At 29.7% G+C, this 22,532-nt stretch carries 19 protein-coding genes; 14 read left to right on the top strand and 5 right to left on the bottom strand.

Annotation, left to right across the window (positions count from 1 at the left end; all coding sequences use genetic code 11):
• The first annotated feature begins 182 nt into the window (after window positions 1-182).
• Complete coding sequence (locus ACQ3F0_RS20990) at window positions 183-932, top strand: ATP-binding protein (protein WP_428867680.1); 750 nt, start codon at window positions 183-185, stop codon at window positions 930-932.
• A 215-nt stretch (window positions 933-1,147) separates the two neighbouring features.
• Here the strand turns inward: ACQ3F0_RS20990 and ACQ3F0_RS20985 are convergent, their stop codons facing one another.
• The 3 genes from ACQ3F0_RS20985 to ACQ3F0_RS20975 form a co-directional block, all read right to left on the bottom strand.
• Window positions 1,148-2,140, bottom strand: a complete 993-nt coding sequence (locus ACQ3F0_RS20985) for a L,D-transpeptidase (protein WP_428867679.1) — start codon at window positions 2,138-2,140, stop codon at window positions 1,148-1,150.
• A 230-nt stretch (window positions 2,141-2,370) separates the two neighbouring features.
• Window positions 2,371-2,703: a zinc ribbon domain-containing protein gene (locus ACQ3F0_RS20980; protein WP_428867678.1), complete on the bottom strand. Its 333-nt coding sequence runs from the start codon at window positions 2,701-2,703 to the stop codon at window positions 2,371-2,373.
• A gap of 258 nt (window positions 2,704-2,961) precedes the next feature.
• Window positions 2,962-4,863 carry a type I glutamate--ammonia ligase gene (locus ACQ3F0_RS20975; RefSeq protein WP_428867677.1) on the bottom strand — a complete coding sequence of 634 codons (1,902 nt, stop codon included), beginning with the start codon at window positions 4,861-4,863 and terminating at the stop codon, window positions 2,962-2,964.
• Window positions 4,864-5,624: 761 nt separating this feature from the next.
• Here ACQ3F0_RS20975 and murI point away from each other — a divergent pair.
• The 11 genes from murI to xylB all read left to right on the top strand — a co-directional run bounded on the left by murI (window position 5,625) and on the right by xylB (window position 18,514).
• A complete protein-coding gene (murI, locus tag ACQ3F0_RS20970) occupies window positions 5,625-6,392 on the top strand; it encodes a glutamate racemase (protein ID WP_428867694.1) in 768 nt (255 codons plus the stop codon).
• Between the two features lie 11 nt (window positions 6,393-6,403).
• The gene (locus ACQ3F0_RS20965) at window positions 6,404-6,685 is read left to right on the top strand and encodes a DUF503 domain-containing protein (RefSeq protein ID WP_428867676.1); all 282 of its coding nucleotides are present in this window, start codon (window positions 6,404-6,406) and stop codon (window positions 6,683-6,685) included.
• Between the two features lie 139 nt (window positions 6,686-6,824).
• The gene (locus ACQ3F0_RS20960) at window positions 6,825-7,253 is read left to right on the top strand and encodes a hypothetical protein (RefSeq protein WP_428867675.1); all 429 of its coding nucleotides are present in this window, start codon (window positions 6,825-6,827) and stop codon (window positions 7,251-7,253) included.
• Window positions 7,223-7,471, top strand: coding sequence for a hypothetical protein (locus tag ACQ3F0_RS20955; protein ID WP_428867674.1), 249 nt, complete (start codon window positions 7,223-7,225; stop codon window positions 7,469-7,471). The genes ACQ3F0_RS20960 and ACQ3F0_RS20955 overlap by 31 nt, the downstream gene beginning before the upstream one ends.
• A gap of 136 nt (window positions 7,472-7,607) precedes the next feature.
• Window positions 7,608-8,123: a peptidylprolyl isomerase gene (locus ACQ3F0_RS20950; RefSeq protein ID WP_428867673.1), complete on the top strand. Its 516-nt coding sequence runs from the start codon at window positions 7,608-7,610 to the stop codon at window positions 8,121-8,123.
• Window positions 8,124-8,159: 36 nt separating this feature from the next.
• Window positions 8,160-8,825 (top strand): S24 family peptidase, encoded by a 666-nt coding sequence (locus tag ACQ3F0_RS20945; RefSeq protein WP_428867672.1) that lies wholly within the window; start codon window positions 8,160-8,162, stop codon window positions 8,823-8,825.
• A 242-nt stretch (window positions 8,826-9,067) separates the two neighbouring features.
• The gene (locus tag ACQ3F0_RS20940; protein ID WP_428867671.1) at window positions 9,068-12,499 is read left to right on the top strand and encodes a S8 family serine peptidase; all 3,432 of its coding nucleotides are present in this window, start codon (window positions 9,068-9,070) and stop codon (window positions 12,497-12,499) included.
• 143 nt (window positions 12,500-12,642) lie between these two features.
• A complete protein-coding gene (locus ACQ3F0_RS20935) occupies window positions 12,643-13,998 on the top strand; it encodes a peptidoglycan-binding domain-containing protein (protein WP_428867670.1) in 1,356 nt (451 codons plus the stop codon).
• A 261-nt stretch (window positions 13,999-14,259) separates the two neighbouring features.
• Complete coding sequence (gene xylA / locus ACQ3F0_RS20930) at window positions 14,260-15,579, top strand: xylose isomerase (RefSeq protein WP_428867669.1); 1,320 nt, start codon at window positions 14,260-14,262, stop codon at window positions 15,577-15,579.
• A gap of 188 nt (window positions 15,580-15,767) precedes the next feature.
• Window positions 15,768-16,955: an ROK family transcriptional regulator gene (locus ACQ3F0_RS20925; RefSeq protein ID WP_428867668.1), complete on the top strand. Its 1,188-nt coding sequence runs from the start codon at window positions 15,768-15,770 to the stop codon at window positions 16,953-16,955.
• Window positions 16,956-16,999: 44 nt separating this feature from the next.
• Complete coding sequence (gene xylB / locus ACQ3F0_RS20920; RefSeq protein WP_428867667.1) at window positions 17,000-18,514, top strand: xylulokinase; 1,515 nt, start codon at window positions 17,000-17,002, stop codon at window positions 18,512-18,514.
• A gap of 428 nt (window positions 18,515-18,942) precedes the next feature.
• Here the strand turns inward: xylB and ACQ3F0_RS20915 are convergent, their stop codons facing one another.
• Window positions 18,943-19,986 carry an anti sigma factor C-terminal domain-containing protein gene (locus ACQ3F0_RS20915; RefSeq protein WP_428867666.1) on the bottom strand — a complete coding sequence of 348 codons (1,044 nt, stop codon included), beginning with the start codon at window positions 19,984-19,986 and terminating at the stop codon, window positions 18,943-18,945.
• Window positions 19,976-20,491 (bottom strand): RNA polymerase sigma factor, encoded by a 516-nt coding sequence (locus tag ACQ3F0_RS20910; protein WP_428867665.1) that lies wholly within the window; start codon window positions 20,489-20,491, stop codon window positions 19,976-19,978. The genes ACQ3F0_RS20915 and ACQ3F0_RS20910 overlap by 11 nt, the downstream gene beginning before the upstream one ends.
• A 441-nt stretch (window positions 20,492-20,932) precedes the next feature.
• Between ACQ3F0_RS20910 and ACQ3F0_RS20905 the strand changes: the two genes are divergently transcribed.
• Together ACQ3F0_RS20905 and ACQ3F0_RS20900 are read left to right on the top strand one after the other, a co-directional pair.
• On the top strand, window positions 20,933-21,934 hold the full coding sequence (locus ACQ3F0_RS20905) for a TAXI family TRAP transporter solute-binding subunit (RefSeq protein WP_428867664.1): 1,002 nt from the start codon (window positions 20,933-20,935) through the stop codon (window positions 21,932-21,934).
• Between the two features lie 51 nt (window positions 21,935-21,985).
• Window positions 21,986-22,504: a DUF1850 domain-containing protein gene (locus ACQ3F0_RS20900; protein WP_428867663.1), complete on the top strand. Its 519-nt coding sequence runs from the start codon at window positions 21,986-21,988 to the stop codon at window positions 22,502-22,504.
• Window positions 22,505-22,532 lie beyond the last annotated feature (28 nt).

The raw sequence follows: 22,532 nt of genomic DNA, 5'->3' as shown, positions 1-22,532 counted from the left end.
TGAACTGAGGATTGTGTACTGAAATAAAATGCGAGTATTTTTTCGCATTTTATTTCTATTGTATCATATGTTACGTATTATTTTCTTTGATTTTATTATAATAAAATCATAAGGTTAGTTCAACAAATAAGATAATGACAAAAGTTAAATATAAATTAAATTGAAATTAGGAGGAAAATTAAATGAAAAGAAAGATTATAAGTATAGATGAGAGTAAATGTAATGGATGTGGATTGTGCGCAAAAGCATGTCATGAAGGTGCAATTGAAATGATTAATGGAAAAGCTAAATTAGTCAAAGATGATTATTGTGATGGTTTAGGAGATTGTTTACCATCATGTCCTACAGATGCTATTAAAATTATTGAAAGAGAAGCTGCTGCTTTTGATGAAGAAGCTGTAAAAATAAGAATGGAAGAAATGAAAAATATTAAACAAAAAGAAGATGATAATTCTGAAGACTGTGGATGTGGATGTCCAGGAGAGACACTGCAAGTATTTAATAGAGATGTAAAAGAAGTAAAACCCAATATCGCAGTTGCAGAAAAGAAAAAAGGAACAGGTTCAAATTCTGAATTGAGACAGTGGCCAGTTCAATTAAATTTAGTAAATACAAGAGCTCCATACTTTGAAAATGCAGATTTATTAATTGCTGCGGACTGTACAGCCTACGCTTATGGTGATTTTCATAAAGATTTTATCAAAAATCATGTTACAGTAATAGGGTGTCCAAAGCTTGACGATAATAAGCATTATGAAGATAAATTAATGGAATTACTCCAACTTAATGATATAAATAGCATAACTGTAGTCAGAATGTCAGTTCCATGCTGTTCGGGTATTGTATCATCTGTTAAGAATGCAATGCTTAGATCAGGAAAGATTGTTAATTATAAAGAAGTTACTATAAATTCAGACGGAACTATTAAATAACACATTATTTTAATTAAAAAAAATTTTTTGCATAACAAAATAAATAAAAAACCTTGTGAATATCACAAGGTTTTTTTAGGAGAGATTGATTAATTAACTACTGCTAACACTCTTTAATGATAACTAAAAAAAATGAAATAAATATGTTAAAAGTGTAAAGGTTCTATTAACATTCAGAATATTTATCTATTTATTTGTAGGGAAGGATTCTATTTTTAATGAATATATACAAGAGTATTATATGGAGGTACAATATTGTAAAGCCACTTTGAATCATCTAAAGATAATCTAATGCATCCATGGCTCGCTTTCTTTCCTAATTTGGAAGCTTCACTTGATATAATTTTTTTGTTTTCATCTACTGGGACACTGTGGAAAAGATATAAATTATTCAAGAAATTTATCCAATAAAAACCTCCTTGAGAATATTTTTTACTGAAGAAATAATAACCCTTTCCATTTGTATAAAAGTAACCAAGAGGTGTAGGTTTTGAATTAATCCCTGTTGAACAGGTCATGGTTCTAATTAATTCATTATTTTTATAGATATAAACTTGTTGATAGGGAATACAAACCTCAATTTTATAAGAATTAGAAGATTTATTATTTAAAAAATCATATCTTTCGCTAATAACTTTTTTCTTTAGTGTTAAAACTTTTTTTTCTATATCATATTTTTCTCTATAGTCTTGTATTAGATTTTTTATCTCAAGAGAATCTTTATCTAATAGTAAAATATTATTCAAAGTTAATATGGCTTCTTTATAATTTTCTTCAGAAGTATAATTTTTAGCTTTATTTAATTCTTTATTTATATAACTAATCTCACACTTCTGAACAAATGTTGATATTGATTTTTCATCATAATTTGTTTTTTTAAAAGTATCTAGTGCTTTTAAATATTTTTTGTCCTTCATTAATTCTATTGCTGTTGTATATACCTTTTTTGATTTTTCTAGTCTGATAGCCTCTTCTAATTTATCATCTATAGGTTTTGAGCTATCGTAGGATAAATAAAGCGTATAGATATCAATAGCTTTTTCGTAATTTCCGCTAACCATTGCTTTATCAGCTTTTATTAATAGAAAATTCATCTTTATTTTAGTATTAATGATATAGGTTGAAAATCCTATAGTGAATGATATTAATACAAGCAAAAATAATTTTATTTTCTTATTTTTAGATTCTTTAGTATTATTAAAAATCATCCAGTCACTCCTTTAAATTAACTACATAATCAAATCATGATACAAAATTAATTTATAAAAAAATATATATCTAATTTCGCTTTAACTTACTTTTTATAGCATACCCACAATTATAGGGATAAATGTAAAAAAATATACAAAAACATACAAAAATTAATTTATTGAAATATAATGTAATTTAAAGAGTGAGAAAACAAAAAATAAAAAAATCATTTGAAATTCAAATGATTTTATTGAGATGTGTTTTTTAATGCAGTTATTTGGTCTTTTAGGGTTTGAATGGATTCATTTATTTCATCTATGTTTACACATAAATCTGCCACTGAGTTATCTATGGCTGAACCATATTTATAATTTTCATAAGTTATTTTACCGATTTCTTTATAAAGTGTAGAAATTTTGCTTTCCTCTGATGAAATTTTTAAAGAGAGCTTTGATGATTCTAATAATTCTCCAGATTTATCTGCTACTTTTTTAGAATTTTCCTTTGCTGATTTTGCCACTACAGAAGCTGTTTCAGAAGCAGATTTTTTTAGTTTATTGAAAGTGTTTTTAAAATCCATGGTTTTCCTCCAATTCTATTTTATATTTTGATTATAGCATATCTATATATTATATATGGATTTTTATTAGAAAATGAGAGATATTTATAAATTGCGAAACAAGTTCGAAATTTATAGTGACAAGTTACAAGTGATGGATACCTTTCGTAAACGAAAGCTTTTAATTTAAAGAAAATATAAAAAGAATCTTTTGCGTGTCAAATAAAAAAGAGTGCACAAAATATATGAATATTTCGTGCACTCTTTGATACTAAAGTATTAATAATCTAAAAGATTCTTTTTATAGTCAGCATAAGATGCTCTTAATTCTTCCATTTTCGAATCCATTTCGATTTGTAAATCTGATACAGTAGAGTAATCACCAGATTCAGTAGCTGTTACTATTTTAGTGAATAAAGATTTTTGGGATAAAGTATCTTTCATTAATTCCATTCTTAATGAATTTACTTTTTGCCAGTTAGCTTCATCTACTTCACAATTATCTAAGCATTCAATTTTCTTGAATTTTCTTATTTGTTTTGCATATGAAGGAATAATTCTTCCAGTAAGTTCAACTATCCATCTAGTTTCAACACCTTCTTTGAAAGAGTTGATTAGTTTATCTGTAAATACATCTCCAGCTTTTAACATTGCAGATTTTTCAGGATGTTTTTCAAAACCAAGTAAGTTTTCGTAAACTGTAGATGGAGCTTTTCCAAATAATCTGTTTCTTTCTTCTTCTGTATAATCTTCGAATACGTCTTCTTCACTTCTATAAGCTCTATCTTTTGAAAGATAAGTTCCAACTTCTTTTCCATCTTCCTTTGAAAGCTCTGCTAATAAATCAGCTTCTGATTTATTATTTGATACTGCATAAGTTATACCATCGTTACAAGCCATAAATAATACAGCTAATGTAAGCCAAGTGTTTGTATGAGGATTTGGTGCTCTTAATTCAAATCTTGTAGCATAAGGGTTATTCAAATCTCTTATTACACCTATTAAAATAGTCCTGTTTCTTGAAGGAATATCTACTGAGTTTCCAAGTGATGTAACTATACAGACAGGAGCTTCAAATCCAGGCTTTAATCTTCTCATAGAATCATTTGTAGCTGATACAAATGGATTAATAACTTCATAATTGTTTAAAATTCCCATTACTGATGCGTACCCATAAAGACTTAAAAATTGGTTTTCATCAGTTGAAGTGAATATGTTGATTCTTTTCCCGTTTTTCAATACTAAAGCAAAGCTTAAATGAGTGTGTTCACCGTTACCAGCAACACCAGTTATTGGTTTAGCTAGGAAGGAAACATCTAATCCATGTCTTCTAAAAGTTTGTCTTGTAATGATTCTAACCCACAATTCATTATCTGCAGCTTGAACTGCATCTGCATATTTCCAATCTATCTCCAATTGTTCCATTATATGAGATAAATCTCCACCTTCAGTTAATTTGGCTTTTACACCCCCAACTTCTTTATGACCCATCTCTGATTCTAAACCATATTTATCCATAAGTAGTAATGTTTCTTCTAATGCAGATCTTACATTTCCTTTAGTTCTAGTCCAATATTGTTCTTGAAGAACTTGAGAAGTAGAAAGTTGTTCAACATGAGCTTTTTCTTGAGGTGTTTTTACCCAAAATTCTAGCTCTGTAGCAGCAGTGGCAGCTACTTTTTCGATATCATCAATAATTATTCCGTATGGTTCTAATAATTCAGGCTTTGCTGTGAACATTTCCATCAAATTCTTTTCAACAAAATCAATAGATTTTTTAAGAGTTGCTCTAGAATCGACAGCTACACCATCATGAATTAAGAAACATGGTATTCTTAATGTACCAATAGGCTTATCTGTTTCTTCGTCAATAACATCATAGTCGTAATCTACAAACCAGTTAACATCTAAATCACATATCATGTCAACTTTAGCATTATTAAGAGATGCTATTCCTGGAAGCACAACTGAAGAACCGTCAGTTTGCACTGCACCTTTTAAGAAAGTTTCAATATCGTCTAAAAGTACTTTTACAGGAATTTTTTCGTCAGTATCGTTACCAGCTAAGTCAATACCTATTATTGATACAAATTTTATTTCCGGATGTGCAGTAAGTATTTCTCTGATAGCCTCAACTGAGTGTTGGTCTTTTGTAATTGTAAATACTAAATTTTTAAACATAATGCTCCTCCTCACTTGAAATTTTAAGTTTATATTAAGATTTATTATTTACGTAATTAACATTTAAAATAACTATAAATTAATAATTATATAAAAAGTCTATAATAATATTGATGAATTGTCAATAAAAAACTATGAATTTTATTAATAAAACAAATGTAAAGGTTTAATGCGTTGTATATTTAATTAACTTGAACAAAATTATCATATTATCAATATTTAGGTTGATTAATTAAAGATTTGTATATCAACAATATACTAGATTATAAAGTATATTATATCTTAAAACAATGTTTTTAATGAAATTGTTAATAAAGATTTATCAATAGTATAAAATTAATAAATCTAGTGGTAATGATTAATTTGTTAAAGTATAATTTAATATAGATTAATCATTATAAGTTAGTGAAATAATGATAACTGACTTAATTCGCATTAGAAATACAATGTGAACTAAATTAGTTAAGAGTTAAAAGTTAAGAGTGCATAGTTAAGGGTGATTTTCTTGCAGAAAATCTTTAACTAAGCCTTTGTTAGCTATGCTAACGGGAAATCTGATCTTTTGCTATGCAAAAGGAAGTTATTTTATCTTTTGTAAAATTAAAAGCTTTCGCTTGCGAAAGGTGTCATGAACTCTTAACTTTTAACTCTTAACTTTTAACTATAAATTGCGAAGCACTTTTCTTCGCAATTTATAAATATTGAATATTTCTTTTTACAGGGAGGTGAAAATCACTTTGAAAAATTCAAAGTGGTTAATAATGAAGCGTAGACCTATAGGATTTTTTGATTCAGGAGTAGGGGGTATTAGTGTTTTAAAAGAAGCGGTAAAATTACTTCCTAATGAAGAGTATATATATTTTGGTGATTCTAAAAATGCACCATATGGTACAAAAATAAAAGATGAAGTCAAAGAGTTGTCTTTTAGAGCAGTAGAGTTCTTGATGGAAAAGAACGCAAAAGCAATAGTAATTGCTTGTAATACGGCGACGAGTGCGGCTATAGAAGAACTAAGAGTAAAATATAGCACTATTCCAATAATAGGGATAGAACCAGCTTTAAAACCTGCTGTTGAGCTTAAAGAAGGTGGCAATATTGTTATTATGGCAACACCAATGACTCTAGCAGAGGCAAAATTTAATAGATTAGTTAAAAAACATGAAGATATAGCTAGTATTAATCCTCTTCCATGTTCTGGATTAGTAGAATTTATAGAAAGAGGAATAATAAGTGGAGAAGAGTTAAATGGTTATCTTAGAAGAAGGTTAGAGGTTTATAAAAATATAAAGATATCATCTATTGTACTTGGGTGTACACATTATCCATTTATTAAAGAAGAGCTAAGAAAAATAGTTGGAGAAAAAATAGCTATTATTGATGGAAGTGAAGGTACTGTTAAACAATTAAAAAGACAATTGCATGAAAAAAATCTATTAAATGATAGTAAAGAAAAAGGAAATGTAAAAATTTATAACTCTTCTGAAGATAATAATTTGATAAAAATAAGTAAAAAACTTTTAACACTTTAGGAGAGAAAAATATGATTATAGGTACAGCAATTATAAAATTATCAACACCATGGTGTCATTCGCTAAAAGAAAAAAGAATGGTTGTAAAGAGTTTAATTAATAAGATAAAACATAAATTTAATATATCTATTGCGGAAGTAGAAGCACAGGATTTTCATCAAACAATAGTATTAGGAATTGCTTGTGTTTCCAATTCTACCAGACATGCAAATAGTGAAATACAAAATGTAGTTGACTTTATTGAAAACAATACTGAAGCAAATTTAGAAAATATAAATGTAGAGATTTTATAACATAAATCTTTCACTCATATCACTTTATAAGAATAAATTAGTAGTAGGTGATTAAACTGATTAGAAGTTTATGATGTAATTTTTTATATCATCATAGAAACTTTAAAAATCACAAAACTTCTGAAATAAGGTGGTAAAAGTGAAAGGTTTTTTGTTTGAAAAAGAGGAAACATTGAAAGAACAACAAGAAAATGTGATTTTTACTAAAAAACTTTATAGGAATATAAATACTATTAAATTAATAAACCCAAATATGAGTGATAATATATTGATTTTTGATGAATTTGTTTTTAAAACTACTAATAATACAGAAGTAAATATTTATCTAGATGAAACTAAAGAAAATCATTATCAAGATGATATAATTATTAAAAAATACATGTATATGGACAAAGTAGATGCTTTAAATATTAGAAATCTAGAAGTAGGAAATAAAGAGTTGCATGTACTAAAAAATGAACAATTAATTTTATTGCCAGGAGGGGAAATAATTATCCAAACAAAGGAGCTCGTTGGAGAAATGTTTATTTCCATAAAATGGTTGAAAGAAAGCTTGATGCGAAGATGATTAATATTATTTACGGTTATGTAAACGATGAAGAAAAGTTCAGGAAAGATGATTATATAGAGAAAGTTATAAATGAACATGATACTTATCAAAATGTAGTTTTCTGTGATGGAAAATATTACATGGATTACTATAAAGCGATTATTAATCCATTAATCAAGTTTCAGTTTGGATTCTTTGCATATAATGGCATAAAAATGTATAATATAAAGGGGTAATTGCAATTAGTGCAATTGCCTTTAATTAGTTCACAGTGAATGGGTGTATTAGTATTTATTTTTACATAGTAAAATTTATATTTACTGACAACTGTCCACTGTCAACTATCAACTAAAAATAAGCGGAGGTATTTTTATGAATCCAGTAGTTACTTTTAAAATGCAAGATGGCGGAGTTATGAAAGCTGAATTATATCCAGAAGTTGCTCCTAATACAGTTAAAAATTTTATTAGCATTATAGAAAAGGGAGGGTATGATGGAGTTATTTTTCATAGAGTAATTCCAGGTTTTATGATTCAAGGCGGAGACCCAGACGGAACAGGCATGGGTGGTCCAGGATACTCAATTAAAGGTGAATTTACATCTAACGGTTTCAAAAACGATTTAAAACATTCAAAAGGAGTCCTTTCTATGGCGAGAACTGGAATTCCAGATTCTGCTGGAAGTCAATTCTTTGTAATGGTAGCAGATTCACCACACTTAGATGGGCAATATGCATCTTTCGGTAAAATAATTGAAGGAATGGATGTAGCTGATAAGATTGTAAGTACTAAAACTGATTTTAGAGATAAACCTTACGAAGATCAAGTAATGGAAAAAGTTACAGTTGATACTTTTGGTGTTACATATGAAGAGCCAGAAATAATATAGAGCATATAGAAAAATGAGCTATTCGGGGGTAGTAACGTGAGTAGAGTAGGCGATAAAATAAGAAATGCTAGACTCAAGGCAAAAATGAGTGAAAAGCAATTAGGAAAAAAGATAGGTGCGAACGAGAAGTTTATAAAAGACGTAGAAGCAGGAAGAAAGATTATAAACGATAGAGTAATGGATAGAATTTCAAAAGTTCTAGGTTCGGATTTGAATGATGTTACAATGAATTTTGAAGAACAGGCTATAAAAGAGGAAAAACAAAATAAAGTTCAGAAGAAACAGTTAGAAAAGGTTAATGAAGTATGGGATGATGCATTTGGCTCCGTATTAAAGACTGTTCCTGTTTATGGTTATGATTTGAATAAATCTATTGGTAAAAGACAGCTACCAGTTGTATCTAATAAAATCGAAGGTTTTGGGAAAGATAAGGTGTTGTTTTTAAAGATTGATGATGATGATTTGATTGGTTCTAGGATTGCAAAAGGTGATATTGCTTTCTGTAATATAACAAGCGAAATAGTTAACAATGGAATATATCTTATTGAAAGAAATGATGTAAGGGTAATAAGACAAATAAAAAAATTAGACAGTCAAAAGATTCTTTTAATTAGCAATGGAGGTAGACTAAATACTGAAACTGTTATTGCAAAAGATATAAAGATTTTAGTAAGACTACATAAAGTAGAAATAAATTTATAAACTTTCACAAATAAAAAATTAGCGTAGGGCAAAAGCCTTATGCTAATTTTTTTGTGTATTTTTATTTTTCTATAGATATTTCAGTTCAATAGTTTATTTATACATGTACCATAACTCGTTAGTAACCGAGATTTTGGTACATGTATAAATAAAATTTCACGGTAGAATCTATATATCATATTATGTAATGGGAGATAAACAGCTACATAAGTTTATCTATAACAAGTTTCAGAGGTGTATATTTGGAAAAAATTGATGGTATTTTAAATTTGTTAAAAAACGTACCACCAGCAGTTTTAAATAAAATTGCTGAGTACTCAAATAATGATGAAATAATCAAGGGAAAAATTGAGTTGGTTTCTTTGACAGGCGGAAACACTGGAATTGTAATGAAAAAGATCAAAGATATAGGAGGTATATATCAAGACTTAGGTTTTGGGTTTGGCATTATTACAATAGATTTTAAAGATTTAGATAAAATTACAGCTATAAATGAGATTCAGTATTTAGAATTACCAAAAACATTATTTACTTCAAATTTTGCCAGTAATCGAGAAATATGTGCAGTTTCAGTGTGGAATTTATATGAACTTTCTGGTAAGGACGTTTTGGTGGGATTTATTGATTCTGGAATAGACTATACACATCCGGCTTTTATGGATAATGAAGGTGGAACAAGAATCGAATATATCTATGATCTTTCACAAGGGGGTAAAGTTTGGAATAAAACTGAAATAAATAACGCCATAAAATCACCAAACCCGTTTGAAATAGTATCTCAAAGAGATATTAATGGTCATGGAACTCATGTAGCAGGGATAGTTTGCGCAGGTGGTATGATAAATAAAGTAAATTATGGAACGGCTTATGAATCTAGCATTGCTATGGTTAAAATGACTGGTAGTGGTAAAGTTAGCTTTGCTAAAAGTACTCAACTTATGCGTGGAATTAAATTTCTTATTGAGAAAAGCAAAATTCTAAGTCAACCATTAGTAATTAATCTAAGTTTCAGTACAAATGATGGTGCTCATAATGGAAGTAGTTTACTTGAAAAGTATATTTCAACAGTCTGTAGTCTAGAGAAACTTAGTTTTGTTATAGCTGCTGGTAATGAAGGCGATAGAGCGCATCATGTAGGGGGATTTTTAAGAGAATCTAATACAGTATTTTTTGTGATGGCTAGTGATGAGAGAACATTATTATTACAATTTTATAAGAGTTTTTTAGACGATATAAGTATACAGATTAAAAATCCTAAGGGGATTATCACATCAAAGATAAATATTAGTAGAACATATATTGAAGGTAATTTAGGGGATGATGGGTATTTTATATATAATAGCGGCCCTAAACCTTTTGATATTAATGGAGAGACTTTAATAAGTTTTGTTGCTAGGGATACTTACTTAACTGCTGGTACATGGGAAATTACAATTTTTAACGAAGGCAAAACATTTGGAGGATTTGATATATGGATGCCAATTTCAGAGGGATTGAATCCTCAGACTAAGTTTCTCAAGCCAGATCCATATAATACACTGGGTATTCCTGCTACGGTAAGAAATGTTATTTCAGTAGGAAGTTATAATTACAATTCTAATTCACTATCTAGTTTTTCAGGAAGAGGAAAACTTATTGATCAAAAACCTGATGTTATGGCTCCTGGTGAAAATATTGAAGCTCCGATTCCAGATGGTTTTTATGATTCACTTTCAGGTACATCAATGGCGGCACCTCATGGAGCAGGAGCAGCGGCTCTTTTAATGGAATGGGGTATTGTTAAAGAAAATGACCCGTTTATGTATGGGGATAGATTAAAATATTTTTTGTTAAAAGGAGCTATAAGGGATAGAAAAGATGTAAAATATCCAGGACCATTATGGGGCTATGGAAAGTTATGCGTAAAGGGAGGTTTAGACTTGGCTAATCAAAGTAGGATTAAGAGTAAAAAAAAGAGACAAATTAATAAGGATTTTCATGAGTACTTTTTTGGTGAACAATACGGCAATTATATAATTGAATATGAAGGAGATATTTATAAGGTATTTGAAAATATAGATTTTGGAGCAGTATTCAAACTGGATGAAAGATATGCAGTAGCACTTGTAGAAAATTCAAAAGCCTTTGAATTTTTTGTAACTACTAAAGAAATAGTTTACATTGAAGAGCCATCTATTTTCACTTTGTCTCAAATAAGTCCTGTAGATGCTGCTAATATTACAAAATTTCATGATAATCCTGTTTTCCCATTAAGAGGACAGGGGGTAGTTGTGGGTATTGTAGATACAGGAATTGATTATCTAAATGAGGAATTTATCTATGAAGATGATACTACAAGAATAATAAATATTTGGGACCAAAGTATTGAAGGAAAAGGATCTTCTACAGTATTTGGTGTAGGAAAAGAATATTCAAGAGATGAAATAAATAGAGCTATAAGTGCAAAAAAAAATGGGGAAGATCCATATACTATAGTTGATACAAAAGATAATAATGGACACGGTACTGTAATGGCCGGGATTGTTGGAGCAAGAGGAAAAAATCCGGAAATTATTGGAGCTGCTCCAGATAGCGAATTTTTAATTGTAAAAATGAGAGGTGCGAAAAAGAATATATTGGAGAGTGAGGCTGTTTCAAATTCTCAAGTGGAAACATTTTGTAGTTCAGAAATTGTTTTAGGTATAAAGTATTTATACAATAAAGCAAGAGAGCTTAGAAAGCCGCTCGTTATCCTGCTTCCAATGGAAACTAACAAAGGATCTCATGATGGTAACTCAATAATTGAAAGATATATTGATGAAATCTCAAAAGTAAGAGGTTTGGCTGTTGTTACAGGTGGAGGAAATGAAGGAGAAGGCGATATACATGCATCTGGGAGAATAGGGAGAACTGGAGAGGAACAGATTATAGAACTGAAAGTGGACCCGATGCAGCGAGATTTAAAATTTCAAATATGGTGTAAGAAACCAGACAAAGTTTCAATAGGTATAATATCACCATCAGGAGAAGTGATTGATAAAATTCCTGCTAAATTAAACGAAAAAGAAATAATTAAATTAGTATATGAAGGCAGTATTATAACTGTTGATTATTCTCTTCCAGAAGAAATAACAGGAGATGAAAAAATAACAATCAAAATAAATAATATAAGAGCAGGAATATGGAAATTTAAATTATTTGGTGATTACATTGTTAATGGAAGATATGATGCTTGGATACCTCAAAGAGATCTGTTAAAAGATGAAACGAGATTTTTAAATCCTTCTCAAAATATAACAATTACGATTCCTTCTACTAGTGAGAGGGTGATTTCAGCGGCCTACTATGACCAAAATACAGAGACAGTTGTATCTGTATCAGGAAGGGGATTTACTAGAGAAGGGCTGGTTAAGCCTGAAATAGCAGCAGGAGGAGTTAATGCAAAAACTACATCTAATACAGGAGGAATAACTTTGATAACAGGTAGCAGTGTTGCAGCAGCAGTTACTGCTGGAGCATGCGCATTACTATTAGAATGGGGAATTGTAAATGATAATGACCCTACAATGTATTCAACCAAGATAAAAACTTATCTAATTAGAGGAGCAGCTCAGCGTAAGAGTGATATTTATCCAAATAGATTTTGGGGTTATGGGTTACTAGATATGAAAGGAGTTTTTGAATTAATCAAATAAAAAATTAACAGTCAAAAATCTCATTGAATATACTAGGAGACTTTTGTGGCATTATGCGAATATTTCTCATAGTATAAATGGTAAGGAATCATTAAAAATGTTTTTTTATTCAATTTCAAACTAATAACATAAAGGAGTAAAATATGCCACAAGGAAGACTTCAAATAAAAGCGCTTAAGGGCGAGTCTTATGTGCCAATTGAGGGAGCCAATATTACTATTATTCAAGATAAATTAGCTAGTAGGCAGGTTGAGAAAACTGCTAATACAGATTCTTCAGGTGCGACACAAGAATTTGAACTAGTTACTCCTTCAATAGATAATTCAATGAAACCTTCTGATAAGTTACCTTATAGTTTATGCGACATAAAAGTTGAAGCAAAAGATTATGTGCCTTTAATAGTTAAAGGGTGTCAAATATATCCTAATGTATTGGCAGTTCAAGAGTGTAAACTAGTACCATCTAGCGGTGCTAGAGAAATAAAAGAGACAGAAATAGTAAATATTCAACCAAATAAATTAGTAGGCAATTATCCTCCTAAAATTCCAGAAGATCCAAATAAAAAATTACCAGAACCAACAGGAGGAGTAGTATTACCAAAACCTGTTGTACCAGGTTTAATAGTTGTTCATGCAGGTGGTCCAAATGATCCTTCAGCGCCAAATTATACAGTAGCATTTAAAGACTATATAAAAAATGTGGCATCTTGTGAGATTTTTGCTACATGGCCAGAAAGCACGATAAGAGCTAATATATATTGCATTCTTTCATTTACATTAAACAGAATTTATACTGAGTGGTATAGAGGAAAAGGAAAGACTTTCGACATAACTAGTTCTACAGCCTTTGATCATGCATTCTCTTATGGAAGGAATATTTATTCAAATATTAGTAGAATAGTAGATGATATCTTTTCGACATACTTAAAAAGACCAGGTAGAAAACAACCTCTATTAACTCAATATTGCGATGGACAAAAGGTTAAATGTCCTGGATGGCTTACTCAATGGGGAAGTAAGTATTTAGGTGATGATGGAAAAGTTCCTTATGAAATACTTACGTATTTTTATGGTCCTAATTTAGAATTCACAAGAGCTGAAGTAGTAAAAGGAATTCCGATGTCTTATCCAGGATATATATTGAAATTAGGTTCAAGCGGACCACCTGTAAGAACAATTCAAAAATATTTGAACAGAATATCAGTGGACTACCCAGCAATTCCTAAGCAAATAGTAGATGGAGTTTATGGTCAAAAGACCAAAGATGCAGTTAAAACTTTTCAAAGTATATTCTATTTGCCACAGACGGGAGTTGTAAATTATCCTACTTGGTATAAAATTTCAGATATATATGTAGCAGTTACTAAGATTGCAGAATTACAAAGCAGAAGCAATAAGAAAATTGTGCACCATAGGAACAAAATAATTCAAGGTGTTTTCATGCCACCACCACCATATGCCAATACCTATGTGCCAACAATTTTATACCCTGAAAATTAGTTAAAAACTTGCAAAATTTATTGCAAGTTTTATTTTTAAAGTACTTTTTAAAATAATTTTAAAAACTTATTGAATAAGTTAAGTTAATGTGTTAATATTTGTGTATAGAACATCTAATGGAATAGAATAACGATGACTTAAATAGATTAGTTCAGAGTGAAGAGTTTCTGATCTTTTGCTATGCAAAAGGAAAGTTTTTGAATTTTATAAAATCAATAACAATATAAAATAAAGTCAATAAAAAGATGAGGAGTATTGAAAATGAGAGAATATTTTACTAATGTGCCTAAAATTAAATTTGAAGGTAGAGATTCGAAAAATTTATATGCATTTAAGTATTACAATCCAGATGAAGTTGTTGGCGATAAAACTATGAAAGAACATTTAAGATTTACAATGTCTTATTGGCATACGCTAACAGGTGGTGGAGCTGATCCATTTGGTGTTGCAACAATGTTAAGACCTTGGGATGATGCTCAGACTTCAATGGAAATGGCAAAACAAAGAATGGAAGCAGCTTTTGAATTAATGGATAAACTAGGAATCGAATATTTTGCATTCCACGACAGAGATATAGCACCAGAAGGTAAAACTCTAGCTGAATCAAATAAAATTCTTGATGAAATAGTAGATTATTGTGAAGAATTAATGAAAAAGTACAATAAAAAACTTTTATGGGGAACAGCTAATTTATTCTCTAATCCAAGATTTGTACATGGAGCTTCAACATCATGTAATGCGGATATATTTGCTTTTTCAGCAGCTCAAATTAAAAAAGCTATGGAAGTAACTAAAAGATTAGGCGGAAAAAACTATGTATTCTGGGGTGGCAGAGAAGGATATGAAACTCTATTAAACACAGATATGAAATTAGAACAAGATAATTTAGCAAGACTGTTACAAATGTCAGTAGATTATGCAAAAGAAATTGGATTTGAAGGACAATTTTTAATTGAGCCAAAGCCAAAAGAACCTACAAAACATCAATATGACTTTGATGTAGCTACAGTTATAGGATTCTTAAAAAATTACGGTTTAGATAAACATTTTAAAATTAATATAGAAGCAAACCATGCTACTCTAGCGCAACATACTTTTCAACATGAAGTACATTTAGCAAGAATTAATGGTATATTAGGTAGTCTAGATGTAAACCAAGGAGATCCAATGTTAGGTTGGGATACTGACCAGTTTCCTACAAATATTTATGATGCAGTTCTTGTTATGTATGAAGTATTAAAGAATGGAGGCATTCAACCAGGTGGTTTAAATTTTGATGCTAAAGTTAGAAGAGCATCTTTTGAACCTGAAGATTTATTCTTATCTTACATTGCAGGAATGGATACTTTTGCAAAAGGTTTAAAGATTGCTCAAAAACTTCTTGAAGGTGCAGAGTTAGAAAACTTTGTAAAAGAAAGATATTCAAGCTATACTCAAGGCATTGGAGCAAAAATCGTTGAAGGAAGCGTTGGATTTAAAGAATTAGAAGTATATGCTTTACAAAACACTAAAATAGTTAATAAATCTGGCAGACAAGAAATGCTAGAAGGCTTAGTAAATCAATACGTCTATAATGACTAACGTAGAATTTATTGGTATTGATAAGCAAACTATAATATAATGTAGGGGCAGATTCAATTTACAATTATGAATGCACAATGCTAAATTAATGATACTTTTTGATTTATGGAAAGCTTTTAATTAAATTATAAGCTAAATTGTGCATTGTGCCCTGTGAATTGTGCATTAAATAAGATAGTGGTGATAACGTGGTAATTTTAGATCAAAGTAAAATTAAAATTAATAATAAAAAAAGAGTAATAAAACTTTTGTCTCAAGAAAGAAGTCTTACTAAAAATAAAGTCGCTAAAATCTTGGATATAAGTATTCCAACTGTTACTACAATTGTAAATGAATTAATCGTAGAAGGAATATGTAAACAAGGAGGAACAGCTACTTCTACAGGGGGAAGAAAACCTGTAATAATAGAATTTTTGCCAGACTCAAGATATTCAATAGGAGTCGAGCTTAGAAAGAAATATGTAAAAGTTATACTTACTAATTTGGACAGTAAGATAATCTCTTATATAAAGAGTGATTTAAAGGTAATTGATGGAGACGTTATATTAGATAATATTAGAGAAAATATTGAAAAAATAGTTCGTGAATCTAAAGTTGATAAGAAAAAAGTTTTAGGCATTGGAATATCCCTTCCAGGCACAATAAATGAAAAGGAATTAAGGCTTGAGGTTGCTGCTAATTTTCATTTGAAAAATCTTGGATTTATAGAGTTACAAGAGTTCTTTAATCTTCCAGTATATTTGGAAAATGAAGCGAATGCAGGAGCACTGGGAGAACTAGTTTTGGGAACTGCAAAAGCTTTGAAAAACTTCATATATATTTCTATTACAGAAGGTGTTGGTGGAGGACTTATAATTGATGGTAAAATATATAAGGGTAAAGATCATCGTGCTGGAGAAATAGGACATATGACTATTAATAAACATGGGAGACAGTGCAATTGTGGCAAAAAGGGTTGTTGGGAAACATATGCTTCTACAAGAGCATTGTTAAACACCTACAATAATGCTTTATGTGAAATTATCGATAGTAAACAAGCAGAACATAAAATTAGTATGGAAGAAATTGTTGATAGATATAATGATGAAGATAAAATGGCAATAAAAATCATTGGTGAATATATTGAAGATTTAGCATTAGGCATTCAAAATTTAATGTATATATTCAATCCAGATAATATTGTAATTGGTGGAGATATAAGTGAGTATAAAGAGAGTTTATTAAGAAAGATTAAAAAAAAGGTTTATGAGAATAATGAGTTCTATTCAGAAGAAGATGTGAGAATTCAGTTTTCTAAATTAAAAGGTGACTCTAATGTTATTGGAGCTTCAATATTACCAATTAACGAAGGGTTTGGATTTGGAAAAATATCTTAGCGAATGAATGTTTCAACTGTCAACTAAAAAGTGGGGTGTATAATATGAATTTTTTAGGTATAGATTTAGGTACTTCCTCAGTTAAAATTATAATTATGAATAAAGAAGGGAAAATTATTGATAGTCTTTCAAAAGAATATCCTGTTTATTACCCTAAAAGTGGGTGGGCTGAGCAAGAACCAACAGACTGGTGGAATGCAACTTTAGATGGAATAAAAGAATTAGTTTTAAATTCTGATGTAGATGGAAATTCTATTAAAGGCATAGGGTTTAGTGGTCAAATGCATGGACTAGTAATGTTGGATGAGGAAGGAAACTCATTGAGAACGGCGTTATTATGGTGCGATCAAAGAACAGGAGAAGAATGTGACTACTTAAATAATGAAATTGGAAGAGAAAAAATTTCTAAATATACAGGTAACATGGCATTAACAGGATTTACAGCTCCGAAAGTTTTATGGGTTAAAAAACACGAAAGAGAAATATTTGATAAGACAGCTCATATGTTATTACCAAAAGACTATATAAGCTATAAATTAACTGGTGAATTTTCTACTGATGTTTCAGATGCTTCAGGTACTTTGATGTTTGATGTTGAGAATAGAGCTTGGTCAAAAGAAATGATAGAAATACTTGGTATTGATGAAAAAGTCTTGCCGAAGATTTATGAATCTTGGGAAGTTACAGGGAAAATCACTAAAGAAGTAGCAGAGTATACTGGACTATCTATAGATACAGTTGTAGTTGGTGGAGCAGGTGACCAAGCAGCAGGTGCTATAGGTACTGGAACAGTAAATCCTGGAATTGTATCAGTTGCTTTAGGCACATCTGGTGTTGTATTTGCAAGTAGTGATAATTATTCTGTAGATGATAATAATAGATTACATTCTTTTTGTCACGCTAATGGTAAGTTTCATCAAATGGGAGTTATGTTATCAGCAGCATCAAGTTTAAAATGGTGGGTTGATAATGTAAATAAAGATGTTAATTTTGAAGGATATGATGATTTATTCTTAAAACTAATAGATGAAGCTGAAAAATCAGAAGTTGGTGGTAAAGGACTATTATTCTTGCCATATTTGATGGGAGAAAGAACTCCTCATAGTGACCCAGATGCTAGAGGAACTTTTATAGGAATGGGTATGACTCATGAAAGAGGAGATATGACTAGAGCTATACTTGAAGGAGTATGTTTTGGATTAAGAGATTCTCTTGAAATTTTAGAAGATCTAAACGTTCCAATAGAAGCTGTAAGAGTTAGTGGTGGTGGAGCTAAGAGTAAGCTTTGGAAGCAAATTCTTGCAGATGTATTCGATGTTAAGGTTCAAACTATTAACTCCAAAGAAGGGCCAGCTTACGGAGGAGCAATACTCGCTGCTGTAGGATGTGGGCTATATGAATCTGTAGATGAAGCTTGTGAAGCCTTAATAAAGGTTACGGAAACAGTTGAGCCTATTAAAGAAAATGTTGAGAAGTATAATGAATACTATAATGTATATAAAGATATGTATGGTATTTTGAAAGATAGTTTCAAGAAGATTACCAAACTTCAAAAATAATTCTTAATTCATAGTGCATGATTTTGAAAGCTTTTCTTTCAGAAAAGCTTGAGATTAATAAAAAAACTAATAAAGCCATAGTAGCAGTGAAAATTCATTGATCTATGGCCGTTTTGGTTGTATAGGAAAATATAAATTCTTTTGATGATTTAACAACGTTTTAGTGCAGCAATATCAATGCATTGCAGTTTTGCAAAATAATACCACTAATTTATATTTTCCATCCTTTAGTGAGTAGAAGAAGCATATATAGCGTAAAAGGCATCGTAACAAGCTTTAGAAATTCTTATTCATTTTCGTAATACGTGCGTTAAAAAAACTCATGTTTGAGTGATAACGAGTTTGAGTTTTTAGTACGTATTTAAGAAAATGAATTAGAATTTCTTAGTGAAGTGGAGCGCCTTTCTAGCTATATATGCATTTGTTCTTTAATATTTATCAGTTACTACTCCTAAAGAGGAAGCTTTAATGAAAGGAAGTTCTCTTAAGAACTTGAGATTTTCAGCATCGCCAGTAACAACTATTCCTTGTACCCTTATATCATCTTTAGTTAATTCTCCATCCTCACCGCTCATGATGTCGTAAATGTGAGTTATTTTGCCTTCTTTTAATGCTTCTATAAAATATTCTTCTGGATTTTTAATTTTTTCTCCATATTCATTTTGTGCTTTTATTCCATAGGCATCATCTTCGTAGCAAAAATTCACAAACTGTTCTACTTCGATTTTTTCTCCATTTGAATTCTCTTGAATATCAAAATAGTGTTTTTGACGGTCTTTGTTATCGTCATTTATAGAATCAACCCAATACCAAGTTAAGTTTATATCTTTCGGAATCATAGTATCAACTTCATTGATACTATAGGATTTATCAAATGATAGAGCTATTTCCATGAATTTATCATTGCCTACGTCTTCTAGCAGAGATAAATCATTTGAATATTTAGAACCATAATCTACATATGGATAATAGAATATCATTAATTTTTGGCCTATATTATTGTAACGAGGTAAGAAATTTAATTCTTCATTAGTCATTTCTGTATGCCTTACGAATGAACCTGTACCTTCAGTAAAGTTTTCATTAATCCAATTATATGTAATGCCATATTCGCCAGTAAATACACGCTTACCATTTATATATTTGAAAGTGTGATGTTGAGTTTCTCCACGAAAAGCATTTTTAAAAGTGGAAAACATTCCCGGAAATTTGTTTGGTGCCTGAACAGTATATTGATAATCTATTGTAGAAATATAATCATGTAGTCTAGTACCAATAATTTCATTTCCGATTGTAGTGATAGTAATTGCCAAAATAATTAATGTAGATAAACTTATAAGTATCATTTTCAATGTTGACAATCTCTTTGCTTTTTTTACAGCCTTTCTTATTTTATTATTTTTAGCATCCTCAAAAATTTTATCTAACTCTTCTTCTGATTCTATAAAAGTGTTATCATTATTATCTTTCATAATTTGATTCCTCCCATAATTTTTTGAATTTATTTCTAGCTCTATAAAGATAAGTTTTTATTTGGCTTTCTTTTAAACCTAAAAGCTTTGATATTTCTTTATAAGACAAATCCATATAATATTTTAATAATAATAAATTTTTGTAAGATGGTTTTAATAAATCTAATGTATCACCTATGTATTTTCCTAGTTCCTTGTTAAGTAAATGTTCAACGGTTAAAGTTTCTGTTGCAAATTTATTCAAGGTTTCGTTATCTAATTCTAGACCGTAGTTTTTATACTTTTTATTTTTGTTATATAGGCTATAATATTGGTTTATTGCCACTTTAAATAGCCAGGAAATAATTTTATCCCCATCTATAGAATCTATATAGATTATGGCTTTACACACTGTATCTTGAATAATATCTTCAGCATCCTCTTTAGTCGCGCCTAGCTTGATTAAATATTTAAAGATAATTTTTGTCTCGTTAATTAATATATTTTCTAGAGATTCATCTTTCATGTTTCACCACCCTTATTTTAGTTGACAGTTGACGGTGTACAGTTGACAGTATATGACGTCAACTGAATTCGGTTTTCATTTATATAACAATTCTATATGCTAAATGTATACACAATCTACTAAAATATTTTTATTCAATTCTCTTCATAATTGTATGAAACTAGTGAATAAATATCAAGAAAATAGCTGGCATTACTAATAATTATAAAAGTGAATAAATAGAAGTGAATTATTGCATTTTGATACTTGCAAAAACACACATTGTAGTATAAAATATATATAGGAAACAAAACAAACGTAAAAATTGAATACTCAAAACATGAAAGATTATTATTATAACTTGCAATGATACAAATGACATTAAATAATTATAAATAATAGTTTATTTTTTGTGTTAATTTAATTCTAAGTGTAATAATTTAATAAGGGGGATATATAAACATGAAATTAAGAAAGAGAAAACTTGCACTTTTTCTTGCATCTGTATTAGCTATGGGGATTTTAGCTACAGGTTGCGGTGCTAAAAGTGAAGGAACAGATGGAGAAAAGAAAACAGCAGGTAAAAAACAATTTTTAAACATAACAACAGGTGGTACAGGCGGTACATATTATCCAATTGGAGGAGCTATTGCTACAGCTTTAACTGAAAATGTTGAGAATTTAAAGGTTGATGCTCAAGCAGGAAATGCTTCAGTTGCCAACTGTAATTTAATAAGTACTCATGAAACAGAGTCAGCTTTAGTTCAAAATAACGTTGCATATTGGGCATATAACGGAAAAGGTTCTTTTGAAGGTAAAGCTGTTGAAAATCTTAGAGGGATAGCTTCGTTATATCCAGAAGCAATTCAATTAGTTGCTCTTAAAGATTCAGGAATAACTTCTATTGCAGATTTAAAAGGTAAAAAAGTTTGTGTTGGAGAACAAGGTAGTGGTGTTGATTTTGATGTAAGAAATGTATTGGAGATATATGGTTTAACTTATGATGATTTTGATGTTGATTATTTATCATTCTCAGAAGCATCACAAAAATTAAAAGATAAGCAAATAGATGCAGCTTTCTTAACAGCTGGTTTCCCAACTTCAAGTGTTATTGATGTTGCATTAGCTCGTGATGTAGTGATTGTTCCATTTGAAGAAGATAAACTTAGTGAATTAATAGAAAAATATCCATATTACGCTAAAGCTGTAATTCCATCTGGAACTTACCAAGGTGTAGATGAAGATGTAGTTACTGCAACTACAATGGCTATGTGGGTAGTTGATGAAGAAGTAGATGAAGATTTAGTATACAATATTACTAAAGCTTTATGGGAAAACGTAGATGTTGTTGAGAATGCTCATGAAAAAGGAAAAGCTGTAACATTAGATACTGCTTTAGAAGGTATGGGAATACCTCTACATCCAGGTGCGGAAAAGTTCTATAAAGAAAAAGGTTTAAAATAAAGAACTTAGCAGGGAGGACAGTCGAGTATTGCTTCAATACTCGACTTTATTATGGTAATGAGATATTTAAAATTAAAAATCACTTTATTTACGATAGTTTTTGTTTTAATACTAAGCTTAACATCTATAAAAATTAAGAGCTTTATCATAACTAAAAAATCAGAAGATAAAATAGTTTATGTGGACAAAATAAAAGATAACGAGAAGATAATATTTTCTTATATTCATTCTGTTTCAAAAACACCTATTAAAGAAATCTTATATATAAATGGTGAGAATATTTCATTGCAGGAAGTAAGATACATAGACCAAGGTGGTGCAGGTATGCCAGAATTTACTTGGGATGATGAAAAATTCGAAAAAGAAGGAAATGAATTTGTGATTAAGAACTTTAAAAGATATTTTGATCATATTCCAATAACTGTACAAAAAGATTATAGAGACAAATTAACTTTTGAAAATAAAACTTTAAAATTAGATGAAATAATTAGCGGAAACGGTATAGCTGATATAAAAGTTCGAGACTTATCTATATTAGAGTTTTTCATTTATAAATTTGAGGGATTATAAATAATATATAGATAAATCACTTCAACTA

It is taken from the genome of Clostridium sediminicola (assembly GCF_050402865.1).
Classification (GTDB): Bacteria; Bacillota; Clostridia; order Clostridiales; family Clostridiaceae; genus Clostridium_AF; species Clostridium_AF sediminicola.
Note: the sequence above shows the minus strand (reverse complement) of the source record. Positions and strands in the feature narration are given on the sequence as shown.